Origin of the sequence: Pseudomonas sp. CCC3.1, assembly GCF_034347405.1 — a bacterium.
In the GTDB taxonomy this organism is placed as follows: Bacteria; Pseudomonadota; Gammaproteobacteria; order Pseudomonadales; family Pseudomonadaceae; genus Aquipseudomonas.
In genome coordinates this window covers 2,272,851-2,295,433 of record NZ_CP133778.1, presented here as the reverse complement: position 1 = coordinate 2,295,433, position 22,583 = coordinate 2,272,851, and the positions used below count along the sequence as shown (strand labels likewise).

Here is a 22,583-nt window from a genome sequence, read left to right as displayed (position 1 = left end):
GATGCTGCATTACATCAGTCGTCGCTTATTACTCATCATCCCCACCCTGCTGTGCATCCTGGTGGTCAACTTTTTGATCGTACAGGCCGCCCCCGGTGGCCCGGTGGATCAAGCCATTGCCCGCTTGCAGGGGTTCAGTGGCGCCTCAGTCGGTGGTGGCGGCGGCGAAATGGCCGCCCACAGTGCAGGCGCCAGCCGCAGCAGCCGGGGCCTGGACCCGGCGCTGATCGAAGAAATCACCAAGCATTACGGTTTCGACAAACCCATGCATGAGCGCTTGTGGCTGATGCTCAAGAACTACGCACAACTGGATTTCGGCAACAGTTTCTTTCGCGGATCCTCGGTCACAGACCTGATCCTGCAAAAGTTGCCGGTGACCATTTCGCTGGGGTTCTGGGCCACCCTCATCACCTACCTGATCTCGATCCCGCTGGGCATCCGCAAGGCGATTCACAACGGCAGCGCATTTGATATGTGGACCAGCACCGCGATCATCATTGGCTATGCCATGCCCGCGTTTCTGTTCGCCATTTTGCTGATCGTGGTGTTCGCCGGTGGCAGTTATGTGAGCTGGTTTCCGATTCAGGGGCTGGTGTCGGATGACTTCGACAGCCTGAGCTTTTTCGGCAAAATCGCGGATTACCTGTGGCACATGGTATTGCCGGTCAGCGCACTGGTAATCGGCGGTTTCGCCACGCTGACCATCCTCACCAAAAACAGTTTCCTCAACGAGATCAGCCGCCAATACGTGGTCACCGCACGGGCCAAGGGCCTGACTGAACAGCGAGTGCTGTACGGGCATGTGCTGCGCAACGCCATGCTGCTGGTGGTGGCTGGCATTCCCCAGGCGCTGATCGAAGTATTTTTCGCCGGTTCTTTGTTGATCGAAACCATCTTCAACCTCGACGGCATCGGCCGCATGAGCTACGAAGCGGCCGTGTCACGCGACTACCCGGTGGTGTTCGGCACGTTGTTCCTGTTCACCCTGTTCGGGCTGCTGATCAAGTTGATCGGCGACATTTGCTACACCCTGCTCGACCCCCGTATCGACTTCTCGGCGAGGACTGCCTGATGTTTACCCTCTCTCCACTGGGCCGTCGCCGCCTCGCTCACTTCAAGGCCAATCGCCGTGGCTGGTGGTCACTGTGGCTGTTTGTCGGCCTGTTCGTGGTGTGCCTGGGCGGCGAACTGATCGCCAACGACAAGCCGCTGGCAGTGCATTACAAAGACCATTGGTACTTTCCGATTGTGGCCCATTACACCGAAACCGACTTCGGCGGCGAACTGCCCTTCGAGCCCGATTACAGCAGCGACTACGTGCGCAAGTTGATCGCTGACCAGGGCGGCTGGATGCTCTTCGCGCCCATCCCGTTCAGCTACGACACCGTTAACTACGACCTCAAAGAACCCGCGCCCAGCCCACCGACCGCAAGCAACTGGCTGGGCACCGACGAACAGGCGCGCGACGTGCTGGCACGGGTGATTTTCGGCGCACGGATTTCCATCCTGTTTGCGCTGATCCTCACCGCTATCAGCGCTTTGATCGGAATTACCGCCGGGGCCTTGCAGGGTTTTTATGGCGGGCTAGTGGACCTGATCGGCCAGCGCGTGCAAGAAGTCTGGGCCGGGCTGCCGGTGCTGTATTTGCTGATCATTCTGTCGGGGTTCGTGGCCCCGAGTTTCTGGTGGCTGCTGGGGATCATGGCGCTGTTCAGCTGGCTGGCACTGGTGGACGTGGTGCGCGCCGAGTTCTTGCGCGGCCGCAACCTGGAATATGTAAAAGCCGCGCGGGCATTGGGCCTGACCAATGGCGCACTGATGCGTCGGCACATTCTGCCCAACGCCATGACCTCGACCCTGACCTACTTGCCGTTCATTTTGACCGGTGCGATTGCCACCCTCACCGCCCTGGACTTTCTGGGCTTCGGCATGCCGCCGGGCACCGCCTCGCTGGGCGAGTTGATCGGCCAGGCCAAACGCAACCTGCAAGCCCCTTGGCTGGGCCTGACCGCGTTCTGTGCGCTGGCACTGATTTTGTCGCTACTGGTGTTTATCGGCGAAGCCTGCCGCGATGCCTTTGATCCTCGGAGCTGACATGAACGACACATTGATTGAAATACGTAACTTGCGCGTGGGTTTCGGCGGGCGAGAAGTCGTGCACGGGCTCAACCTCGACATCCGCCGTGGCGAATGCCTGGCACTGGTGGGTGAATCGGGATCGGGAAAATCCGTGACCGCCCACTCGATCCTGCGCCTGTTGCCCGGCAAAGACGTGCAGACTCAAGGCAGCATTCGCTATGACGGCACTGACCTGGTCACCGCCAGTGACAGCCAATTGCGCAGCCTGCGCGGTAACCGCATCGCGATGATTTTCCAGGAGCCGATGACCTCGCTTAACCCGCTGCACACCGTGCAAAAGCAAATCAGCGAAATCCTCATCACCCACAAAGGCCTGAAAAACCGTGCCGCCCGTGTCCGTACCCTGGAGTTGCTGAATCTGGTGGGCATACGCGACCCGGAAAAACGCCTTAATGCCTATCCGCATCAATTGTCCGGTGGCCAGCGGCAACGGGTAATGATCGCCATGGCGCTGGCCAACGAGCCGGAGCTGTTGATTGCTGACGAACCGACCACGGCACTGGACGTGACCGTGCAGCAAAAAATTCTCGAACTGCTGATCGACCTGCAACAGCGCCTCGGCATGTCGTTGTTATTGATCAGCCACGACCTCAACCTGGTGCGCAAAATCGCTCAGCGGGTGTGCGTGATGCGCGGTGGCGAGATCGTCGAGCAAGCCAGTTGCGAAGACCTGTTTCGCACCCCGCTGCACCCTTACAGCCGCATGCTGATCGAAGCCGAACCCAGCGGCAGCCCGGTGCCTTGCGACTACCGGCATAACCTGCTGGAAGTCGACAACCTGAAAGTCTGGTTCCCCCTGCCCAAGCCGCTGTTCAGCCGCGAGCGGCATTACGTCAAGGCGGTGGACGGAGTCAGCTTTGAGCTGAAAAAAGGCAAAACCCTGGGCATTGTCGGCGAGTCCGGCTCAGGCAAATCGACCCTCGGCCAGGCCATTTTGCGGCTGGTGGATTCGCAGGGTGATATTCGCTTTGGCAACAAACAGCTCAATATGCTCAGCCAGGACCTGTTGCGCCCGCTGCGGCGGCAAATGCAGGTAGTGTTTCAAGACCCGTTTGGCAGCCTTAGCCCGCGCATGTCGGTGCAACAGATCATCAGCGAAGGCCTGCTGGCCCACGATATCGGCACTGTGCAAGAGCGTGAAGACGCAGTGATTCGCGTGCTCCAAGAGGTCGGGCTCGACCCCGAAAGCCGGCATCGTTACCCGCACGAATTCTCGGGTGGGCAGCGCCAGCGTATCTCCATTGCCCGAGCCTTGATCATGGAGCCAGCGCTGATTTTGCTCGACGAACCGACCTCGGCACTGGACCGCACCGTGCAAAAACAAGTGGTCGACCTGCTGCGCGACTTGCAAACCCGGCATGGTCTGACCTACCTGTTTATCAGCCATGACCTGGCAGTGGTGCATGCCTTGGCCCACGACATGATCGTGATCAAGGACGGCAAAGTGGTGGAACAAGGCGATGCGCAGTCGATATTCGAAAACCCGCAGCATGCGTATACCCAGGAGCTGTTGCAGGCCAGTAGTTTGAAGACGGTTCATGCAGAGGTGGCGCTGGCATAAAAACGCCTTGTAGGAGCGAGCTTGCCTCGCGATCTTTTAAAGATCAAAAGATCGCGAGGCAAGCTCGCTCCTACAGGGGCCTAATATACCCAAAAGGAATATTTAAATCGTTTTATATTCTTTTTTAAAGGCTAATTTTCCTGCAAGACTCTCGTCATAAATCTTCTAACTCATGATGAGAACGAAATGAAAAAACTCACTGCCCTCACCGCTCTGACCCTGGCTGTTTTGTCGGGTCTGGCCCACGCTGACCGTCTGGATGACATCAAAAAGTCTGGCGTTCTGCGCGTGGCTTCGTTTGACAGCAACCCGCCGTTTGGTTTTGTTGACGCTAAAAGCAAGCAGATTGAAGGTCTGGACGTGGACTACGCCAAGGCCATTGCCGACAAGCTGGGCGTGAAACTGCAACTGCAACCGACCAACCCGGCCAACCGCGTACCGTTGCTGGTGGCGAACAAGGTCGATCTGGTGCTGGCGAACTTCACCATCACCCCGGAACGCGCCGAGCAAGTGAACTTCAGCATTCCGTACTTCGCCTCGGGCCAGCAGTTCATCGTCAAAAAAGGCACCCTCAAATCCGAGGCTGATCTGAACACATGGCGCGTTGGCGTCGACAAAGGCACGGTCAACGAAGGCGTGCTGCGCGAGAAGTTCCCGGGCGCCAAAGTGGTTGCCTACGATGACACCCCATTCGCCTTCACTGCCCTGCGCAACGGCAACGTTCAAGCCATTACTCAGGACGGCCCGAAATTGATCGGTTTGCTGGCCAATGTGCCGGACAAGGACAAGTACGAAGTCCCGCCGTTCACCATCTCCAATGACCTGATCGGCGTCGGTATTCCAAAAGGTGAGGCACGCTTGACCGACGTGGTCAACGAAACCCTTACCGAGCTTGAAGCGGACGGCAAGGCACAAGGCATTTATGACGCCTGGTTCGGCCCAACCACCAAAACCCCGCTGACCCGCCTGTACAAAATCGGCGACAAAAGCTAAATCGGTGTAGCAAGACCCTATAACCCGTCACGGTCAACCGGACGGGTTTGTTTGTTTCTGGATGGACGCTGTTTATGTTCGGTGAACTGCTTGCCCCGCAATACCTGCATTGGCTGTTCGATGGTTTTGTATTAACCCTTATCCTCTCGCTTTTAACCTGCCTGGTGGCCACCGGGCTGGGCTTTGTGCTGTGCCTGGCACGGATCTCGCCCTCACGCCTCTGGTCGTGGCCCGCACGGGCTTACCTGGCGCTGTTTCGCAATACACCGCTGCTGGTGCAGCTGTTTTTCTGGTACTTCGGGGTCACCGCCATGCTGCCCGAAGCGCTGGTGATGTGGCTCAACCAGCCACGCAGCCTGAACGTGGTCCTGTTCGAGATTGAATGGCCGTCCTTTGAGTTTCTCGCCGGTTTCTGGGGCTTGATGCTCTACACCGCCGCGTTTATCTGCGAAGAGTTCCGCGCAGGCGTGAGTTCGGTACGTATCGAACAGCGGGCAGCCGGGTTGGCGCTGGGCTTTAAACCCGCGCAGGTGTGGCGTTACATCGTATTCCCGCAGGCACTGCGCACAGCGCTGGGGCCATTGCTTGGGCAATACATGAATGCCCTGAAAAACTCGTCGCTGACCATGGCTATCGGTTTGGCTGAACTGTCTTACGCCTCGCGTCAGGTCGAAACTGAAACCTTCAAGACCTTCCAGGCCTTTGGTTTCGCGACCCTGCTGTACGTGGCAAGCATTGCGCTGATTGAAGTGATCGGCCAATTGATTGCGCGCAGCAAGTGGTATCGCCAGGGGGTTGTGTAAGTCATGGATTTTTCAGTCATTAGCGACAACCTGTCGTATTTCTTGATCGGCGCCTACCCCGATGGACCGTTGGGCGGCGCCGCGCTGACGCTGGTGTTGAGCCTGTTGTCCGGGGTGATCTCGGCCATTTTGGGCCTGGTGCTGGGCATTGCACTGGTGATGATTCGCTCCAGGGTGCGCTGGCTGTTGCTCGGCGTGCTGGGCTTTTTGCGGGCGATTCCGGTGGTGATGCTGATTTTCTGGAGTTACTTCCTGCTGCCGATTGTGTTCAAGGTCGATGTCCCCGCGCTGGCCACCGTGGTCTGTGCGTTGTCATTGATTGGCGGCGCGTATCTGGCGCATTCGGTGTATGCCGGCATCAGCAGTTTGCCCGCCGGGCAATGGGCGGCGGGCAAGGCGTTGGGGCTGAGTGCAGGGCAAGTGCTGCGCCTGATCATTTTGCCGCAGGCGTTGCCGATCATGCTGCCATCGTTCCTTAATCAGTGGATTTCACTGATCAAGGACACCTCGCTGGCTTACGTGATCGGCGTGGGTGAGTTGTCGTTTGTCGCGACCCAGGTCAGCAATCGGGTGATGGTGCACCCGACCGAGATATTCCTGTTTGTGGCGGTGGTGTATTTCGTGTTTTGCAGCAGCCTGGACCTGATCGCCAATCGGCTGGTCAAGCCCAAGGCACAGCATCGATAACACCGCCCACCTGTGGGGGCTGGCTGGCTCGCGAGAGGGTCTCGACGTGTCAGCCCTGCCAGCCACCCCCCAACGCGCCATACAACCCGACCAGCGACAACGACACTTGCGCCGTGCTGTCGACCAGCGCCGCCTGGTTGGCCAGCAGCGCGTTTTGCACGGTCAGTACGTTGAGGAAGTCGACGGTCCCCTGCGCGTATTGCTGATGAACGCTGTTCAGCGCTCGCTGGTTGTGCTCCACCGCCTGTTGCAGACTGTCACGGCGGCGCTGACTGGCCTGGTACGCCACCAGCGAGTCATCCACTTCATGCCAGGCGCGCAAAACAGTTTTCTGGTAGCCAATCCCGGCCTCCTGTTGACGGCCTTCCTGCAATTGCAACGCCCCTTGCAAACGCCCCCCTTCGAACAGTGGCACGCTCACGCCCGGCCCAAAGGCAAAACTGCGCGAGCCCCAACTGCCCAGGTCCGACAGTTGCAGCGCCTGGAAACCCAGGTTGCCAGACAAGGTAATGCGTGGATAAAAGTCTGCTTCGGCCATACCCATCGACGCCGTTGCCGCATGCAACCGGGCTTGCGCCAGACGAATGTCCGGGCGTCGTTGTGCCAGCTCGCTAGGCAAGCCAATCGGTACGATCGCGGTATACGCCGGGACAGCCGCGGGGGCGCTCAATAGTTGCTGCAAGGCCCTGGGTTCGCGGGCCACTAACAAGCTGAGGGCATTGATCAATTGCGCGCTGTGCTGTTGCAAAGGCGCCAGCCGCGCTTGAATTTCTGCAACCTGAGCCGCCGCTTCGGAGACCTCCAGGTCGGTGGCCACACCTTCTTTGAGCTGTAATCGAGTCAGCTCCAGGCTGCGCCGGGCGATGTGCAGGTTCTGCTCGACCACTGCCAAACCCTGCTGAGTGCTGCGCAGTTCGATGTAGTCCTGGGCGGTCTGCACAATCACCAGCAGTTGCACCGCGTGACGATCTTCTTCGGCCATTTGCACGGAAGCATCGGCCACTTCTACGGAACGTTTGACCCGGCCCCACAGGTCTGCTTCCCAACTGAAACCGAGCCCCCCGCTCCACAGGTTATATGCCTGCTTGCCGCTGTTGCCCGACGGGTCACTCAAGCCACGCTGGCTGTTGCGGCTGCGGCTGTAACCCGCCGCTCCATCGACCGCTGGCAGCTCCTCAGCCGCCACCTGACGCCGCATGGCGCGGCTTTGTTCCAGTCGACTGGCTGCCAGTTGCAGATCAAAATTGCGGGTCTGGGCTTCACGCACCAAGGCTGACAACTGCGCATCGGCAAAACTGTCCCACCAACGCACGTCGACCGCTGACTCGTTGGTTGCACTGTGCCCGGCTTCGCTTGGCGTCGGCGCCCAACGACTGGCCAATGGGTTATCAGGGACCTGAAAATCCGGGCCCATCACACAACCGCTCAGGCTCAAAACGCTGAAACAGGCCACCGCGCGGGCCATAAATGTGCTGTTCATCGTGCGCTGACCTGTTGCCCAGAGGTGTCTGTGGTATCGACAGACGCATCCACCGACATGCCCAGGCGCAATTGCCGGGTCAACGGCTGGTTGGCGTCCAGGGTGATCTTGACCGGGATGCGCTGCACCACCTTGGTGAAGTTACCCGTCGCGTTGTCCGGCGCGATGGCCGAAAACGTCACCCCCGTGGCGGGCGCAATGCTGTCAACGGTGCCGTGCAGGCGTTCGCCGGGGAAGGTATCGACAGTCACCGTGACCTGCTGCCCCGGACTCATGTGCGTCAGTTGATGCTCAAGAAAGTTGGCCACCACGTATGCCTTGGCCAGCGGCACCACGGCCAGCAACGTGTCACCCGGCTTGACGTAAGCCCCTTGGCGCAAGCTACGTCGACCGACTACGCCGTCAAACGGCGCCACCAGTCGGGTGTACGACAAGTCCAGCTCGGCCCGGGCCTGCAAGGCTTGGGCATGTTGCACACTGGCCTGGGCTGCCGTGCTTTCGGCAGCCAGTACGCGGGTTTGCTGGCGAGCGGCTTCGAGTGCGGCTTTGTGCTGCGCCAATTGCGCACGTGCAGTCTGCGAGCGGTTCTTGGCCTGCTGCGAATTTTGCAGCGTGCCTGCGCCCTGCCCGGCCAAATGCTCGTAACGCTGCAACTCGTGCTCGGCAAACTCCACTTGCGCCAAGTCGGCATCGACCGTGGCTTTGGCCTGTTCAATCAACGAGCGCTGACGTTCAAGCATCGCCTGTGCATTCACCAGTTGCGCTTGCGCCGTGGCCACACTGGCCTGCGCTGCTTGCACGCTGGCCTGGTAATCTTGCGGGTCAATCCGCGCCAGCAACTGCCCGGCCTTGACCGGCTGGTTGTCTTGCACCAGCACCTCGTCGATAAAGCCCGCAACTTTCGGTGCGATCAAGGTGAAATCGGCACTCACAAAAGCATCATTGGTGCTTTGTTGTGCACTGCTGGTGAAGACCAGGTGCCAAAGCCCATACAGCACCGCCAGTGCCAACACGCCCGAACCCGCCATCAATAAAGGCTTGCGCCCGTTAGCTGTACTCATTTCACTGCTCCAACAGGTGTTCCCGGCGGATAAATCCGCGTCGGGCCAAAAGGAATCATTACGATCAATAAAAGCGCCAGGCCGGCCATGCACAGGTACAAGTCTGACGAGGTCAGCACCATTGCCTGCTGGTGTACCCGGTGCGCCAAGTCAACGCTGGCTGTGACCAGCGGCGAGTTACCGATGCGATCCACCAGCGTCATGGAGTGAAAGTGCTCGCGAGTGACCGTCAACACTTGCAACACGCTGCCCGCCGCCACCGCTGAAAAGCCTTTAACGGTGTTGAACCACGCCGAGGCAAACGGCCCATCGGCCGGGTTCAAACTGCCCGTGGCTAACATCAGCAGCGGGATCACCGCCATCGGCTGGGCGATGATTTGAATCGCCTGCAAGCCGTAAAAGTTCTCGCGGCTCCACACCGATGTCACCTGCGAACCGATCACACAGGCCAGCGCCAGCAGCCCCAAGCCAATGGCCAACACACAGCGGCAATCGACCCAACGCAGGTTGCACAGGGCGACCACCAACGGCAGCGCAATCAATTGCGGCACCGCCACCATCAACATCACCGGGGCGGTCTCCAGCGGGCGATAACCCTGGATCTCGGCCAGGTAGCTGGATGGGATCTTGATCACCGCCAACAGCACAAACAGCACCCCGGCCAAGGTCAGCAAGGCGTGGGAAAGGTTGCGGATTTTCAGTAACTGCAACTTGAAGAACGGCAACGGCTGCGACCATTCATTGATAAAAAACAGCACCAGCAAGGCCAGCCCGCCGACGATAAAGATCCGGATCATTTCGGACTCGAACCAGTTCAGCCGCTGACCCAGTTCAAGGCCCAGCACCAGCATCACCAAACCGGGCAAGCCGAGCAACAGCCCGCGCCAGTCGAACTGCTTGAAACGCTCCAGACGCAGAGGGTCTTGCGGCAAGCCCCAGGCCACGCAGGCCATGGCCAGCAAGCTCAGCGGGATGACCTGCCAGAACGCCCATTGCCAACCGGCATATTCCACCCACCACGCCGACAACGGCGTGCCAAAGCTGGGGCCAAAGGTTGCGGTGAGCGCGTAGCTGCCCAGTCCATACAAACGGATGTTCGGCGGCAAAAAGCGCAGCGCGACCGACATCAGCATCGGCGGCAACGCGCCCCCGGCAAACCCTTGCAGGGTTCGCAGCAGCATCAACACAGACACGTTGGGAGCGAAAGGACACAGGATGCCCAGCAGCACGAATGCGCCAATGGCACACAGCGTAAAACGACGCAGCGAGAACGTCGCTGCGCACCACGGCGCAAACGCCATGGCACTGATGGATGTAGCGGAATACACCGCCAGCAGCCACGTACTTTCGTCATAGCCGATGCCCATCGCGCCGCGAATATCGGGCATCGCCACTTTGGTCACGTTTTCGTTAAAGCCTGACACCAGCACCGCCAGCAACACCCCGACCAGCCCGGTAAAAATCCGCACGCCAAATGCCGCGCTGACAGCTGGCGCCGCGACTGGCATCACAATGCTCACCGAGCCTGCGGCCAGCGACGTCACACCCTGGCTCCCGTCACCCAATTACGCACACACTTAAAACGCCAATACATGGCCAACTCCGTCTTCTAACTAGATGACAAAAAGTTTAACCACGCGGCAATGCTATAAAAATTGATAAATAGCTAACTGTGAAGTGCGTCAAACGCAATCCATAATCAGGCGACGGTGTTATCGCAGAAGGTCTTGAGGGTGCGGCGCAACCAGCGGTGCGCATGGTCATTGTCCAGACGCGGGTGCCAGGCCTGGGTAATTTCAACCGGCTGCAACGTGATCGGCAACTCGAATGCGCGCAGCTTGAGGCCCATGGGCTCCAGCGTTTTGAGCAATAACTGCGGCATCAGCGGCAAGATCAAATCAGCGCTGGCCAAAGCAAAGATGGCGGAATAGAAGGTAGGGGTTGTGAACGAGACCCGACGTTCAAGGCCAATTTCAGCCAGCTGCGTATCAATCGGCCCACGAGCACGGCCTCGTCGCGACACACTGATATGGTCATAACTCACAAAGCGTTGCGCGGTGATGGGCTGATCAAAAATCGGATGGCCTTCACGTGCCAGCCCCACAAAAGGACAGGTAAACAACTTTTGCAGTTTAATGTCGGCCCCCGAAGGCCTGGTCGCGCCAATGGCCAGATCAATCCGGCCCTCACTCAGCGCCGAATCATCGGTATAGCCTTCGGGCACGACCCGCAGCGATGCCTTGGGCATGTCCAGGGCCATCTGCTGGCGTAAAGCCCCGCCATACACGCCGAAGAACACATCATTAGCGCGAATGCTGAACGTGCGATCCAGCGAACGCAAATCACTGTCCTGGCTTTGCGTGAACACCCCGTGCGCCAGCTCCACCACGCCCCGCACCTGCTCGCGCAACTCCAGAGCCCTGGGGGTTGGCACCAGCCCGCGCCCTGAACGTACGAGGATCGGGTCATTCAGCACTTCGCGGATGCGGGTCAAGGTGCGGCTCATGGCCGGAGCGCTCAAGTTCATGCGTCGGGCAGCGCCCACCACAGAGCCTTCTTCGAGCAAGATGTTCAAGGCAACCAGCAGATTCAAGTCAGGTATTTGCATGGGCAAAAGGTTAGCGTTTAACGCCACACGTGGCTAGACGCGACTGACGCACCGGCTTTGCACACGCGCACCATTGTTGCGCATCAGGTAAAACTGTATCGCACGTGCTTAGCTAGCTAACTAAACGTCATGCGGGTAAATTGCCCCCGTCAGGTAGATGCCTGACGCTCTCTTTGGTTGAGATTTTTGGCCGTTACCGGATCCCCATGAAGGTAATGGCCTTTTTTATTTCTGCCGTCTTGAAATGCCCACTCCATGACACCCCATCACCTGATGTGGTGGTCCGTCCCGACGTGAACTACGCTGGCTGCCCAATCCACTACAGCGATTGGGGTCTCTATGCACCTGGGCAAAAAGATTTCCAATCTGGAACAACTGGCCTGTCGGTACTACCGCTGGATTCATGCCACTCGCATCAGCCTGGCCTTTCTGATCACCTTCGTGGTTATTCGTTACTTCAAGCTCGACGATGCATCGTGGGCCCTGATCACCATGCTGATCGTGATGGGGCCGCAACCGTATTGGGGCAATGTGTTTGCGCGGGCCTTGCAACGTACTGGCGGTACCGTGCTGGGGGCGCTTTCTGGTCTGGTGGCGCTGTATCTGGAGACGTTTTCATTCCCGACCATGCTGCTGTGGTGCGCAATCATGATGTTTGTCGCCGGTTACCTGACCCTCGGCAAGCACCCGTATATGGCCCTGCTGATCGGTTCAACCCTGGCCGTGGTCAGTTGCTCGCCGCCCAACGACATGGCGTCGGCCATTCTGCGCAGTGCCTATGTACTGGCCGGGTCACTGCTGGCGATGCTTTACACGAGCATCTACCCGCAACGGGCCTATACCGACTTGCGCATCAAGTTCAGTCAAAGCCTGCACACGCTAAATCATCTCTACGAGGCTTACTTCTCACCCCAGACCCTGGAGCGGCCAAACCTTGAGGATCAGTTAAAAAATGAACTGGATGCGGTCATCAAGTTGCGCAGCTACATCACCCCCGCCAGCAACGAAAGTAACTTGAAGCCTGCCGTGTTCGAATCGTTGCAAACCCTGCACCGCAATCTTGTTGCGACGTTCTCACTGATGGTCGATGCCTACTGGTCGTCTGCGGCGAGCCATAAGCTGATAGAGAATGAGCCCGCCTTGCGCGATGTCCGGCGCTTGATTCCACAAGCCCTGGAGGCACTGCAAAACAAGCTGTGCATGGGGATTGGCAACAACGAAATCAGCGGCCAATTGCGCCAGACCACCCGCGAGCTTAAAGAGCTGGCCTTGCAATGCATCAATGGGAAAAACGCCGAAACGCCTTTTTATGCCTATGTATGGTTGAGTCTGGAAATGCTCAGGCAACTCACCGAGCTCAATGATCAGCTGCATGCAGCCCTTTATCACACGCACAAGCATCTGTTTAAAAACACGCCTGACACTGGCAAAAAATGACCTTTTGACTGTTTCAGTGAGGGTTGGCATTTAAAGATCAAACGATCACGATCACGCTCGTTCCTGCAAAAAAGAGCTGTTTACATGACATATCGCACTAAAGATGACGATTTTTAAACAGAAGGCGAAGGTGCTTAAGCTAACGAATAGCCTTATAACGTTTTAAACACATCACAATTAAAAATATAACCAACTGTATTTATTAAGCTTTTATAAAAAAAACAGCCGCCACCGAAATCCCGCACGTCTCAACCCGACGCTTAAACAACCTGTCCTGTCGTCTCACCTGCTGAAAATTATGGTCTAGGCTCTGATCGCGCCCGTCTTAATGGACTTGAACGGTTGAGCCTATGAAACGCACAAACACCGCCTCCGCTGCCCGCCCCAGGCACCCAGCGGACTTGCTTTCCCCCTCGAAAAATCAACTGGCAATCAACCTGCGAGCGCTTTCGCGTGGGCGTAATCGATCCTGTTGCCACGCACAGGCTTGAGCCCTGACCGGCACTCTAAACACTCATGTTTACCGCACTGTAGATAGGAGGGCTTATGCAGCTCACCCCGAGAGAAATCGACAAATTGATGGTTTACACCTTGTCGGACGTGGCATTGCGCCGCAAGGCTCGTGGCTTGAAGTTGAACTACCCGGAGGCCGTTTCAATTATCACCGTGACGGCCCTGGAAGGCGCACGGGACGGAAAGACGGTTGAAGATGTGATGACAGAGGCCAGCAAAGTGCTGACCAAGGACGATGTCATGGAAGGCGTCAGCGACCTCATTCCCAACGTTCAGGTTGAAGCGATTTTCACCGACGGCAGCCGCCTGGTCACGGTCCACGACCCGATCAAGTAACGCGCAAACAGACCCGTTTTGAGGAATCAGTGATGAGCACCAAAAAAACCGCTGCCCCTGCCGCTCCTGCCAGCCCGCATCAGGACACTCACCCGGATCACCACATCCCGCACGCGAAAAATCCCGGTGGCGTGCAAAAAGGCAGTGAAGACAACGTGCCGCTGGGGGGCACCCTTTATGCCAGCTCGCCGATCAGCTTCAACGAAGACCGCCCAGTGACCAAGGTCAAAGTGCGTAACACCGGGGACCGCCCGATTCAGATCGGTTCGCACTTTCACTTCTTTGAAGTCAACCGCGCCCTCGAATTCGACCGCACGGCCGCCTTCGGCAAACGCCTGAACATCACCGCCACCACCGCGATCCGTTTTGAGCCGGGCGATGAAATCGAAGTGTCGCTGATCCCCTACGGCGGCAAGCAAACCCTCTACGGTTTCAACAACCTGGTGGACGGCTGGGCCCCCGACAAAACCGTCAGCGGACACGAACGTCCGGAAAAACTGCAAGCCATTCAGCGCGCAATCGAGCACGGCTTCAAGTTCTCCAAGACGAGCAAGTAGCGCCCAAGCCCATCATGCACTTACAGACTTTGCACGCGCGCCGTTGAGTCACTGACGCCAGTGCGGCATTAGAAAAGGAGCCACCGATGCCAACTATTTCACGCAAAGAATACGCCGGCCTGTTTGGGCCTACCACGGGCGATAAAATCCGCCTGGGTGACACCAACCTGTTTGTCGAAATTGAAAAGGACTTGCGCGGTTACGGCGAAGAGTCGGTCTATGGCGGGGGCAAATCCCTGCGCGATGGTATGGGTGCAGACAACACCCTGACCCGCGACAACGGCGTACTTGACCTTGTGATCACCAACGTCACCATCATCGACCCGATTCAGGGCGTGATCAAAGCCGACGTCGGTATTCGTGACGGCAAGATTTGTGGCATCGGCAAAAGCGGCAACCCCGGCATCATGACCGGCGTGACCAATAACATGGTGGTCGGCGTGAGCACCGACGCCATCTCGGGCGAGCATTTGATCCTGACCGCCGCCGGGATCGACACCCACATTCACCTGATCTCACCCCAGCAGGCCTATCACGGGCTGTCCAATGGCATCACCACCTTCTTCGGTGGCGGTATCGGCCCAACCGATGGCACCAACGGCACCACGGTGACCGCAGGCCCGTGGAACATTCGGGCCATGTTGCGCTCACTGGAAGGCTTGCCGATCAACGTCGGCATGCTCGGTAAAGGCAACTCTTTTGGCCGCGACCCGCTGGCTGAACAAATCATTGCCGGGGTTGCCGGGCTCAAGGTCCACGAAGACTGGGGCGCAACCTCCAACGCCCTGCGCCACGCGCTGCGCACGGCCGATGAGATGGACGTGCAAGTCTCGGTGCACACCGACAGCCTCAACGAATGCGGCTACGTCGAAGACACCATTGATGCCTTTGAAGGCCGCACCATTCATACCTTCCACACCGAGGGTGCGGGCGGTGGTCATGCCCCGGACATCATCAAGGTGGCCAGCCAGCTCAACGTGCTCCCGAGTTCGACCAACCCGACCCTGCCCTACGGCATCAACAGCCAGGCCGAGTTGTTCGACATGATCATGGTCTGCCACAACCTCAACCCGAACGTGCCCGCCGACGTGTCGTTTGCCGAAAGCCGAGTGCGCCCGGAAACCATCGCCGCCGAGAACGTGCTGCAAGACATGGGCGTGATTTCCATGTTCTCCAGCGACTCGCAGGCCATGGGCCGAGTGGGTGAAAACTGGTTGCGGGTGATGCAAACCGCCCACGCCATGAAAGCCTCTCGCGGCAAATTGCCGGAAGACAGCGCCGATAACGACAACTTCCGCGTGCTGCGCTACGTGGCAAAAATCACCATTAACCCGGCGATAGCCCAAGGTGTGAGCCATGTTCTGGGCTCGGTCGAAGTGGGCAAAATGGCCGACCTGGTGCTCTGGGACCCGCGTTTCTTTGGCGCCAAGCCAAAAATGGTGATCAAGGGCGGCATGATCAACTGGGCCGCCATGGGCGATCCAAACGCCTCGCTGCCCACCCCGCAGCCGGTCTACTACCGCCCGATGTTCGGGGCCTTCGGCAAAACCTTGCAAGACACCTGCGTCACCTTTGTCTCGCAAGCTGCGCTGGAAGACGGGGTCAAGGAAAAAGCCGGGCTGGATCGCCAGGTCATGGCCGTTCGCAACTGCCGCACCATCTCCAAGAAGGACCTGGTGCGCAATGACCAGACGCCGAAGATCGAGGTCAACCCTGAAACCTTCGAAGTGAAAGTCGACGGCGTGCATGCCACGTGCAAACCCATCGACGTCGCCAGCATGAACCAGCGTTATTTCTTTGGCTAAACAACAGATTCCTGTAGGCGCGAGCGTGCTCGCGCTTACAGGGGGTTCAAAAGGAGTTGTAACGTGATTTTGATTGAACACATTTTGGGCAATGCCAAGAAAGACCCGGCCTGGAAGCAAAAGCTGGCCGGTGCCCACGTCGATTTGCTGATCCTCGACCAGCGCGAAGCCCAAAAAAGCCGTTGCCGGCGCACCAGCGTTGGCGGGCTCGATCTGGGTATCTCGCTGGAACGCAACGTGGTGCTGTCTGACGGCGATGTATTGATGTGGGACGAAAAGACCAACAGCGCCGTGGTGGTTCAGTTAAACCTGCGCGACGTGATGGTGATTGATCTCAAGGAACTCAAACAGCAACCCCTCGACGTGCTGATCAAGACCAGCTTCGAACTCGGCCATGCGCTGGGCAACCAGCACTGGAAAGCCGTGACCAAGCACAACGAGGTGTACATCCCGCTCACCGTGGAAACCAAGATGATGGACTCGGTGATGCGCACCCATGGCTTTGAGCACCTGCCGTACGCCTTTATCAGCGGGGCCGCCGTATTGCCCAACCTCACGGCCTCTGAAGCACGCCTGCTGTTTGGCGGCGCCGAAGAAACCGGCACCCACGTTCACGTGGCCAGCCCGCAAGACAAACTCGAAGCCGCAGCCCTGCAAATCAAAGGCCAGCACCGTCATGACCCACACAGTCACAGCCATGACCACGGCCATACGTTTCACAGCCACGATCACAAGCATTAAACCCGGCAAAAGGCGCTTTGGATGAACGCATCAGATCTAATTCGCATCATGCAATTTGGCGACTCGGTGTTGCCGGTCGGTGCCTTTTCGTTCTCGAACGGCGTGGAATCGGCCATTCAGACAGGCATCGTTCACGATGTGGCGACCCTCAAGGGGTTCGTCCTCACCGCCCTCAAACAGGCCGCCAGCTGTGACGGCATGGGCGTAGTCGCTGCACACCGGGCAGCCGTGGCCGACGACCGCGAAGGCATTTTGCGCGCCGATTGGGCGGTGAATAACCGCAAGCTCAACGAAGAAAGTCGGTTGATGGCCACGCGCATGGGCAAAAAGCTGGCGGAGATGTCGATTCACGTCGTCGAAAAACCTTTGGTGCGCTGGTGGCTGGAGCAAATCAAGGTCGGGAATGCCGCAGGCACCTACCCGGTAACCCAGGCCGTGGTCATGTCCACCCAGGGCATTGGCGCCCGTGAAGTGGTGGTGATGCACCAGTACGGCGTGGCCATGACCATCCTCAGCGCGGCAATGCGCCTGATGCGGGTTACCCACCTCGACACCCAGCACATTCTGTTTGAACTCAACCACGACATTGAGGCCTTTTGTGACATCGCCGAAATCGGCGATATCAATCAAATGTCGTCGTACGTGCCCATCGTCGACGTACTGGCTGCGGTGCACGTCAAAGCCCATGTGCGCCTGTTTATGAATTGATACATGACCCCATCAGCTCCCTTTCGATTAAGGAAATCCCTGTGAAAAAGATTACTCGCATTGGTATTGGCGGCCCGGTCGGTTCAGGTAAAACCGCGATCATCGAAGTGATCACCCCGATCCTGATCAATCGTGGCTACAAGCCGCTGATCATCACGAATGACATTGTCACCACCGAAGACGCCAAACAGGTCAAGCGCACACTCAAGGGCATCCTCGACGAAGACAAGATTCTCGGCGTCGAAACCGGAGCCTGCCCGCACACCGCCGTGCGCGAAGACCCGAGCATGAACATTGCAGCGGTCGAGGAAATGGAAGAAAAGTTTCCGGACAGCGACCTGATCATGATTGAAAGCGGCGGCGACAACCTGACCCTGACGTTCAGCCCCGCGCTGGCCGACTTTTATATCTACGTGATCGATGTGGCCGAAGGCGAGAAAATTCCGCGCAAAAACGGCCCGGGCCTGGTGCAGGCGGACATCCTGATCATCAACAAAATCGACCTGGCGCCCTACGTTGGCGCAAGCCTGGATGTGATGGAAAGCGACACCAAAGTGGTGCGTGGCAACCGTCCTTATATCCTCACCAACTGCAAAACCGGTCACGGCATTGAAGAACTGGTGGACATGATTGAACACATGTTCCTGTTCGCGCAAAAACCCTCTGCCCCGGCCACCCAAACCGAGGTCACTGCATGACAGCGCTGAGCCAGATCGTGAACACCCCGTCACGGCTTCGCGCTCACTCATTAGGCACTGACGCGCCGGAGCTAGCGCACTACCAGGACGAGCCGCCGCAAATGCAAAGCGGCGCGGCCGGCAAAAGTGGCTACCTGCGATTAGGCTTTGAAAAACGCGCTGATCGCAGCGTACTGGCGGACATGGAACGACGCGTGCCGTCACTGGTGCAGCGGGCGTTGTATTGGGACGAAGAAATGCCCCAGCTGCCTTGCGTCACCATGATTTCAACCTCCGGCTGCGTGCTCCAGGGCGACCGCCTGGCCACTGATGTGAATGTGGGGGTCGGGGCCTGCGGGCACGTCACCACCCAGTCGGCCACCAAAGTGCATTCGATGAATGCCAACTACGCCTCGCAAATCCAGCACCTGCGGGTCGAAGAGGACGGCTATCTGGAGTTCATGCCAGACCCGCTGATCCCGCATCGCGATGCACGGTTCATCACCGATACCCAGATCAAGATCCACCCGACGGCGACGGCGATTTACTGCGAAATCCTGATGTCGGGGCGCAAGCACCACCACGTCGATGAACGCTTTGGCTTTGACGTGTACTCCTCGCGGGTCTCAGCCGAAAACCTTGAAGGCAAGGAACTGTTTGTCGAGAAGTACGTGCTGGAGCCCAAAAAGGAAAGCCTCGATGCCGTTGGCGTCATGCAAACCTTCGACGTGTTTGGCAACGTGGTGCTGCTCACGCCCAGGGAGCATCACGACCGGATCGTTGAACGCATTCCGGCGCTGTTTGACATTGAGGCTGGACTGGCCAGTGGAGTGACGCGCTTGCCCAACCATTGCGGGCTGATCTTCAAGGTGCTGGGCAATGACAGCGGTGACGTCAAAGCCCGGGTCCGTGAGTTCTGGAAAGTCGCCCGTGAAGAGATTCTGGGCGTGACCTTGCAACCGCAGTTCCTGTGGAAATAAACACCCCCTAACCACGTAGCAGTTGCCGAGCTCCGCGAGGCTACGTCCGGCTGCGAAGCAGTCGTAAATGGGCTATCGCGTCCCTTCAGTTAAATGGGGTTCTCAGGGTTTACGATCGCTGCGCAATCGGACGTAGCCTCGCGGAGCTCGGCAACTGCTACGTACTACCCGTGGGAGAGTCAATATGGAAGCTGCATCCAAGTGGTCACAGATGACCAATGGCAACGTGGTCCTGACGTTTATTGACGTCACGTTGCGGGGCTGTTCGCAGGTCATGTTCCAGAGTAATCCCCTGACCGGTTTGCTGTTTTTTGCCGCGATTTTTGTCGGGGCCTTTGGCGAAGGCAACCCGGCAGTGGCCTATGGCAGTGTGCTGGGTACTGTCGCCGCCACGCTCACCGGCATGCACCTCAAGGACCAGAAATCCTGGAAAGCCGGGCTCTACGGCTACAACGGGTGCCTGGTGGGTGTAGCGCTGCCGACCTTCCTGGACGTCACGCCGGCCGTCTGGCTGTGCATCATTCTCGCCAGCGTGGTGTCGGTGATTGTCACGATCTGCATCGCCGACATACTGAAAACCTGGAAAGTCGCAGCCCTCACCGCCCCTTTTGTCTTGGTGACCTGGACCATGCTGTTGGCCAGCTATGCCTTCGGCGGCCTGAGCAGCAACGCGTTGCCGGTGCCCAACCTGCCCCACGACCTGGTCGCGCACAACAGCAACCTGCTGGACGGCATCGACCTGTTCCATGCCACGTTCTATGGCGTTTCTGAAGTGTTTCTGATCAGCACCGTGGTGGGCAGCGTGCTGTTCCTGGTCGGGCTGGCCGTGTCTTCATTGTGGGCAGCAGTGTTCGCCCTGTGCGGCTCCCTGCTGGCAGTCCTGATTGCAACGCTGCTGCAGGCCGAACACTCAAGCATCAACAACGGGCTGTACGCGTTCAGTGCCGTGCTGACCGCCATCGCACTGGGCTCGACCTTTAACAAACCGAGCTGGCGTGTGCTGATCTACACCTTGATCGGGGTAGTTTTCACTGTATTTGTGCAAGGGGCTTTGAATACTCTGTTGGGCCCTGTCGGCATCCCGACCCTGACCATGCCTTTTGTACTCGCTTCATGGTTGTTCCTGGTGCCGAACAAGGACGTGATGCCTTCCCATCGCCAATAAACGTCGAACCTTTTGCAGGAATCCCACATGACCGCCATCGCTCAGTTACCCGGTACGACCGACACCACTCGCCGGGCGATCTTTTTATTGATTGGCCTCGTCATTGCCAACCTGCTCGCCTGGGCCTGGGCGTTCATCGAGTTCGGCAGCAACCCGGTGCTGATGGGCACCGCGTTACTGGCCTACGGCTTCGGATTGCGCCATGCCGTGGATGCCGACCACATCGCAGCCATCGACAACGTGACCCGTAAACTGATGCAGCAAGGCAAGCGGCCGATTGCTGTCGGCACCTGGTTCTCGCTGGGGCACTCGACCATTGTGGTACTGGCATCCTTCGCGATTGCCGCCACCGCCATGGCCTTCAAGGACGACATGGAGTGGTTCCACGAAACCGGCGGCTTGATTGGCACCCTGGTGTCATCGGTGTTCCTGCTGCTGTTCGGCGTGCTCAACCTGGTGATCCTGATCTCGGTGTACAAAAAGTTCAAACAGGTCAAGGCCGGCCACACCCTGCCCCCTGAAGAACTCGACCTGCTGGTAGCCAACAAGGGCGGGCTGATGGCGCGGATCTTTGGTCGCCTGTTCAACCTGGTCGACAAAAGCTGGCACATGTACCCGGTGGGGTTTCTGTTCGGCCTGGGCTTTGACACCGCGACTGAAATCGGCCTGTTGGGCATCAGCGCCACCAGCGCCTCGCAGGGCATCAACCTGTGGTCAATCATGGTCTTCCCGGTGCTGTTTGCCGTCGGCATGGCCCTGATCGACTCACTGGACAACTTCGTGATGATCGGTGCCTACGGCTGGGCCTTTTCCAAGCCGGTGCGCAAGCTTTACTACAACATCACGATTACTGCGGCCTCGGTGGTGGTCGCGCTGTTTATCGGCGGCATTGAGGCCTTGGGCCTGATCGCCGACAAACTGGAACTCACTGGCGGCATCTGGACGCCGATCGCTGCGCTCAACGACAACTTCGGTGAGATTGGCTACTGGATCATCGCCATGTTTGTTCTGTGCTGGCTGATCTCGGGCCTCAATTACTACCTGCGCGGCTATGACCAACTGGGGGCCAACACCTGATGGTTTGCCGCCGCTGCGGCAGCCTGAAAAACCTGGCCTACACTCCAACAACCCCTTAACAGACGCGTCGTAGGAACCATGACTTTATTACAGGAAGTTAAATCGCGGCTCAACTTTGCTACCGGGGTCGCCTTGCTGGTGGCCATCAATGGCTTTGTACTCTTTATGCCCGTGTTGCAGCGCGGGGTCGCCCACTCCAATGCTGCGGGCGGCTCCTTCAGCTCCTGGAAAGAGGCCTTGAGCTTCTTGGCCTTGCTGGAAATTCCAGGGTTCGTCGTGGGCTTCGTGCTGGTGCTGATGGCTTTCGGGCTGCTGATCAAGTCACGCATCAGTTGGTTCTTTGCCCTGCTGTTGCTGGTGGCGACGGTCTGCGTTGATTTTTTCATCCTGAAAAAACCCGACGGCGTGACCTTCTTCTCGTTGATCACGATTGCCGTGCTGGGTTTTTACTGGCGCCGATTTGACCACTACAGCCTGGCCACCGGCAGCTTTTTTGCAGTGGTCAGCATCGCCTCGCTGATCGTCTACAGCACCCTAGGCACGCTCTACATGGGCGAGGAATTTGCACCGGCGGTCACCGACCTGCCCACTGCGTTCTATTTCGCCATTGTGGTGATGTCGACCGTCGGCTTTGGCGACATCGTGCCGCACACCACCGACGCCCGTTTTTTCACCCTGACAGTGATTATTCTGGGCATCACCATCTTCGCGATTTCGGTGGCGTCCATTGCCGGCCCGCTGATCAGCAACAACATCCAACGCATCGTAAAAGGCAGGATTACCCACATGGCCCGTAAAAATCACTACATCCTTGTCGGCGTCGGTTCACTGGCCCAGAACGTCTACAAAGGCCTGACTGATCGAGGCGAACACGTCACCGTGGTGTGCGCGCCAGGCGTCCAGCACGATTTGCCGGAAAAGGCCGACCTCATTGAGGGTGATCCATCGGCTGCCTCGACCCTCAAATTGGCGGGCGCAGGCGATGCCAAATACATCGTTACCCTGTGTGAAAGCGATGCTGAAAACGTGTTCACCATTCTGGCGGCCAAAGAAGTTGCCGGTGATGACACGCAAATCATCGCGCTGGTCAACGAAACCCGGAACATGCCCAAGGTCAAACGCGTCAACCCGACCATGGTGCTGTCACTGCCGCTGCTGGGCAGCGAACTGCTGGTGCGCACCCTGCAGGGTGATCAAATCAACAACGACCTGATCACCGAAATGTTCTTCGGCAAGCGGACTTCACTGGCCTGAA

General features: G+C 58.2%; 21 protein-coding genes. 17 read left to right on the top strand and 4 right to left on the bottom strand.

Annotated elements, in window-relative coordinates; translation table 11 throughout:
* Position 1: 1 nt before the first annotated feature.
* The 6 genes from RHM56_RS10455 (at position 2) to RHM56_RS10430 (ending at position 6,183) form a co-directional block, all read left to right on the top strand.
* Complete coding sequence (locus RHM56_RS10455) at positions 2-1,072, top strand: microcin C ABC transporter permease YejB (protein WP_322241091.1); 1,071 nt, start codon at positions 2-4, stop codon at positions 1,070-1,072.
* Positions 1,072-2,094 carry an ABC transporter permease gene (locus tag RHM56_RS10450; protein WP_322241090.1) on the top strand — a complete coding sequence of 341 codons (1,023 nt, stop codon included), beginning with the start codon at positions 1,072-1,074 and terminating at the stop codon, positions 2,092-2,094. Before RHM56_RS10455 ends, RHM56_RS10450 begins: the two co-directional genes overlap by 1 nt.
* 1 nt (position 2,095) lies before the next feature.
* On the top strand, positions 2,096-3,700 hold the full coding sequence (locus tag RHM56_RS10445) for an ABC transporter ATP-binding protein (protein WP_322241089.1): 1,605 nt from the start codon (positions 2,096-2,098) through the stop codon (positions 3,698-3,700).
* A 186-nt stretch (positions 3,701-3,886) separates the two neighbouring features.
* Positions 3,887-4,693 (top strand): ABC transporter substrate-binding protein, encoded by an 807-nt coding sequence (locus tag RHM56_RS10440; protein WP_019410945.1) that lies wholly within the window; start codon positions 3,887-3,889, stop codon positions 4,691-4,693.
* Positions 4,694-4,767: 74 nt separating this feature from the next.
* A complete protein-coding gene (locus RHM56_RS10435) occupies positions 4,768-5,496 on the top strand; it encodes an amino acid ABC transporter permease (protein ID WP_322241088.1) in 729 nt (242 codons plus the stop codon).
* Positions 5,497-5,499: 3 nt separating this feature from the next.
* Complete coding sequence (locus RHM56_RS10430; RefSeq protein WP_322241087.1) at positions 5,500-6,183, top strand: amino acid ABC transporter permease; 684 nt, start codon at positions 5,500-5,502, stop codon at positions 6,181-6,183.
* Between the two features lie 49 nt (positions 6,184-6,232).
* Here RHM56_RS10430 and RHM56_RS10425 read toward each other — a convergent pair whose 3' ends face one another.
* From RHM56_RS10425 to RHM56_RS10410, 4 genes are all read right to left on the bottom strand, one after another.
* The gene (locus tag RHM56_RS10425) at positions 6,233-7,663 is read right to left on the bottom strand and encodes an efflux transporter outer membrane subunit (RefSeq protein ID WP_322241086.1); all 1,431 of its coding nucleotides are present in this window, start codon (positions 7,661-7,663) and stop codon (positions 6,233-6,235) included.
* Positions 7,660-8,724, bottom strand: coding sequence for an HlyD family secretion protein (locus RHM56_RS10420; RefSeq protein ID WP_322241085.1), 1,065 nt, complete (start codon positions 8,722-8,724; stop codon positions 7,660-7,662). The genes RHM56_RS10425 and RHM56_RS10420 overlap by 4 nt, the downstream gene beginning before the upstream one ends.
* Positions 8,721-10,232, bottom strand: coding sequence for an MFS transporter (locus RHM56_RS10415; protein ID WP_322241745.1), 1,512 nt, complete (start codon positions 10,230-10,232; stop codon positions 8,721-8,723). The genes RHM56_RS10420 and RHM56_RS10415 overlap by 4 nt, the downstream gene beginning before the upstream one ends.
* A 191-nt stretch (positions 10,233-10,423) precedes the next feature.
* Positions 10,424-11,332: a LysR family transcriptional regulator gene (locus RHM56_RS10410; RefSeq protein ID WP_322241084.1), complete on the bottom strand. Its 909-nt coding sequence runs from the start codon at positions 11,330-11,332 to the stop codon at positions 10,424-10,426.
* A gap of 339 nt (positions 11,333-11,671) precedes the next feature.
* On the opposite strand from RHM56_RS10410, the gene RHM56_RS10405 reads away from it, so the two are divergent.
* The 11 genes from RHM56_RS10405 (at position 11,672) to kch (ending at position 22,582) form a co-directional block, all read left to right on the top strand.
* Positions 11,672-12,769 carry an FUSC family protein gene (locus RHM56_RS10405; RefSeq protein WP_322241083.1) on the top strand — a complete coding sequence of 366 codons (1,098 nt, stop codon included), beginning with the start codon at positions 11,672-11,674 and terminating at the stop codon, positions 12,767-12,769.
* A 546-nt stretch (positions 12,770-13,315) separates the two neighbouring features.
* Positions 13,316-13,618 (top strand): urease subunit gamma, encoded by a 303-nt coding sequence (locus tag RHM56_RS10400; RefSeq protein WP_322241082.1) that lies wholly within the window; start codon positions 13,316-13,318, stop codon positions 13,616-13,618.
* Positions 13,619-13,650: 32 nt separating this feature from the next.
* Entirely contained in the window at positions 13,651-14,175 is a 525-nt protein-coding gene (locus RHM56_RS10395; protein ID WP_322241081.1) for an urease subunit beta, read from the top strand.
* Between the two features lie 86 nt (positions 14,176-14,261).
* Entirely contained in the window at positions 14,262-15,980 is a 1,719-nt protein-coding gene (locus tag RHM56_RS10390; protein WP_322241080.1) for an urease subunit alpha, read from the top strand.
* Between the two features lie 63 nt (positions 15,981-16,043).
* The gene (gene ureE, locus RHM56_RS10385; protein ID WP_322241079.1) at positions 16,044-16,721 is read left to right on the top strand and encodes an urease accessory protein UreE; all 678 of its coding nucleotides are present in this window, start codon (positions 16,044-16,046) and stop codon (positions 16,719-16,721) included.
* 21 nt (positions 16,722-16,742) lie between these two features.
* Complete coding sequence (locus RHM56_RS10380; RefSeq protein ID WP_322241078.1) at positions 16,743-17,429, top strand: urease accessory protein UreF; 687 nt, start codon at positions 16,743-16,745, stop codon at positions 17,427-17,429.
* Positions 17,430-17,470: 41 nt separating this feature from the next.
* A complete protein-coding gene (gene ureG / locus RHM56_RS10375; protein WP_322241077.1) occupies positions 17,471-18,127 on the top strand; it encodes an urease accessory protein UreG in 657 nt (218 codons plus the stop codon).
* Positions 18,124-19,086, top strand: a complete 963-nt coding sequence (locus RHM56_RS10370) for an urease accessory protein UreD (RefSeq protein ID WP_322241076.1) — start codon at positions 18,124-18,126, stop codon at positions 19,084-19,086. Before ureG ends, RHM56_RS10370 begins: the two co-directional genes overlap by 4 nt.
* Positions 19,087-19,270: 184 nt before the next feature.
* Complete coding sequence (gene yut / locus RHM56_RS10365) at positions 19,271-20,251, top strand: urea transporter (protein WP_322241075.1); 981 nt, start codon at positions 19,271-19,273, stop codon at positions 20,249-20,251.
* Between the two features lie 27 nt (positions 20,252-20,278).
* Positions 20,279-21,328 carry a HoxN/HupN/NixA family nickel/cobalt transporter gene (locus RHM56_RS10360; RefSeq protein WP_322241074.1) on the top strand — a complete coding sequence of 350 codons (1,050 nt, stop codon included), beginning with the start codon at positions 20,279-20,281 and terminating at the stop codon, positions 21,326-21,328.
* Between the two features lie 78 nt (positions 21,329-21,406).
* The gene (kch, locus tag RHM56_RS10355) at positions 21,407-22,582 is read left to right on the top strand and encodes a voltage-gated potassium channel protein (RefSeq protein ID WP_322241073.1); all 1,176 of its coding nucleotides are present in this window, start codon (positions 21,407-21,409) and stop codon (positions 22,580-22,582) included.
* Position 22,583 lies beyond the last annotated feature (1 nt).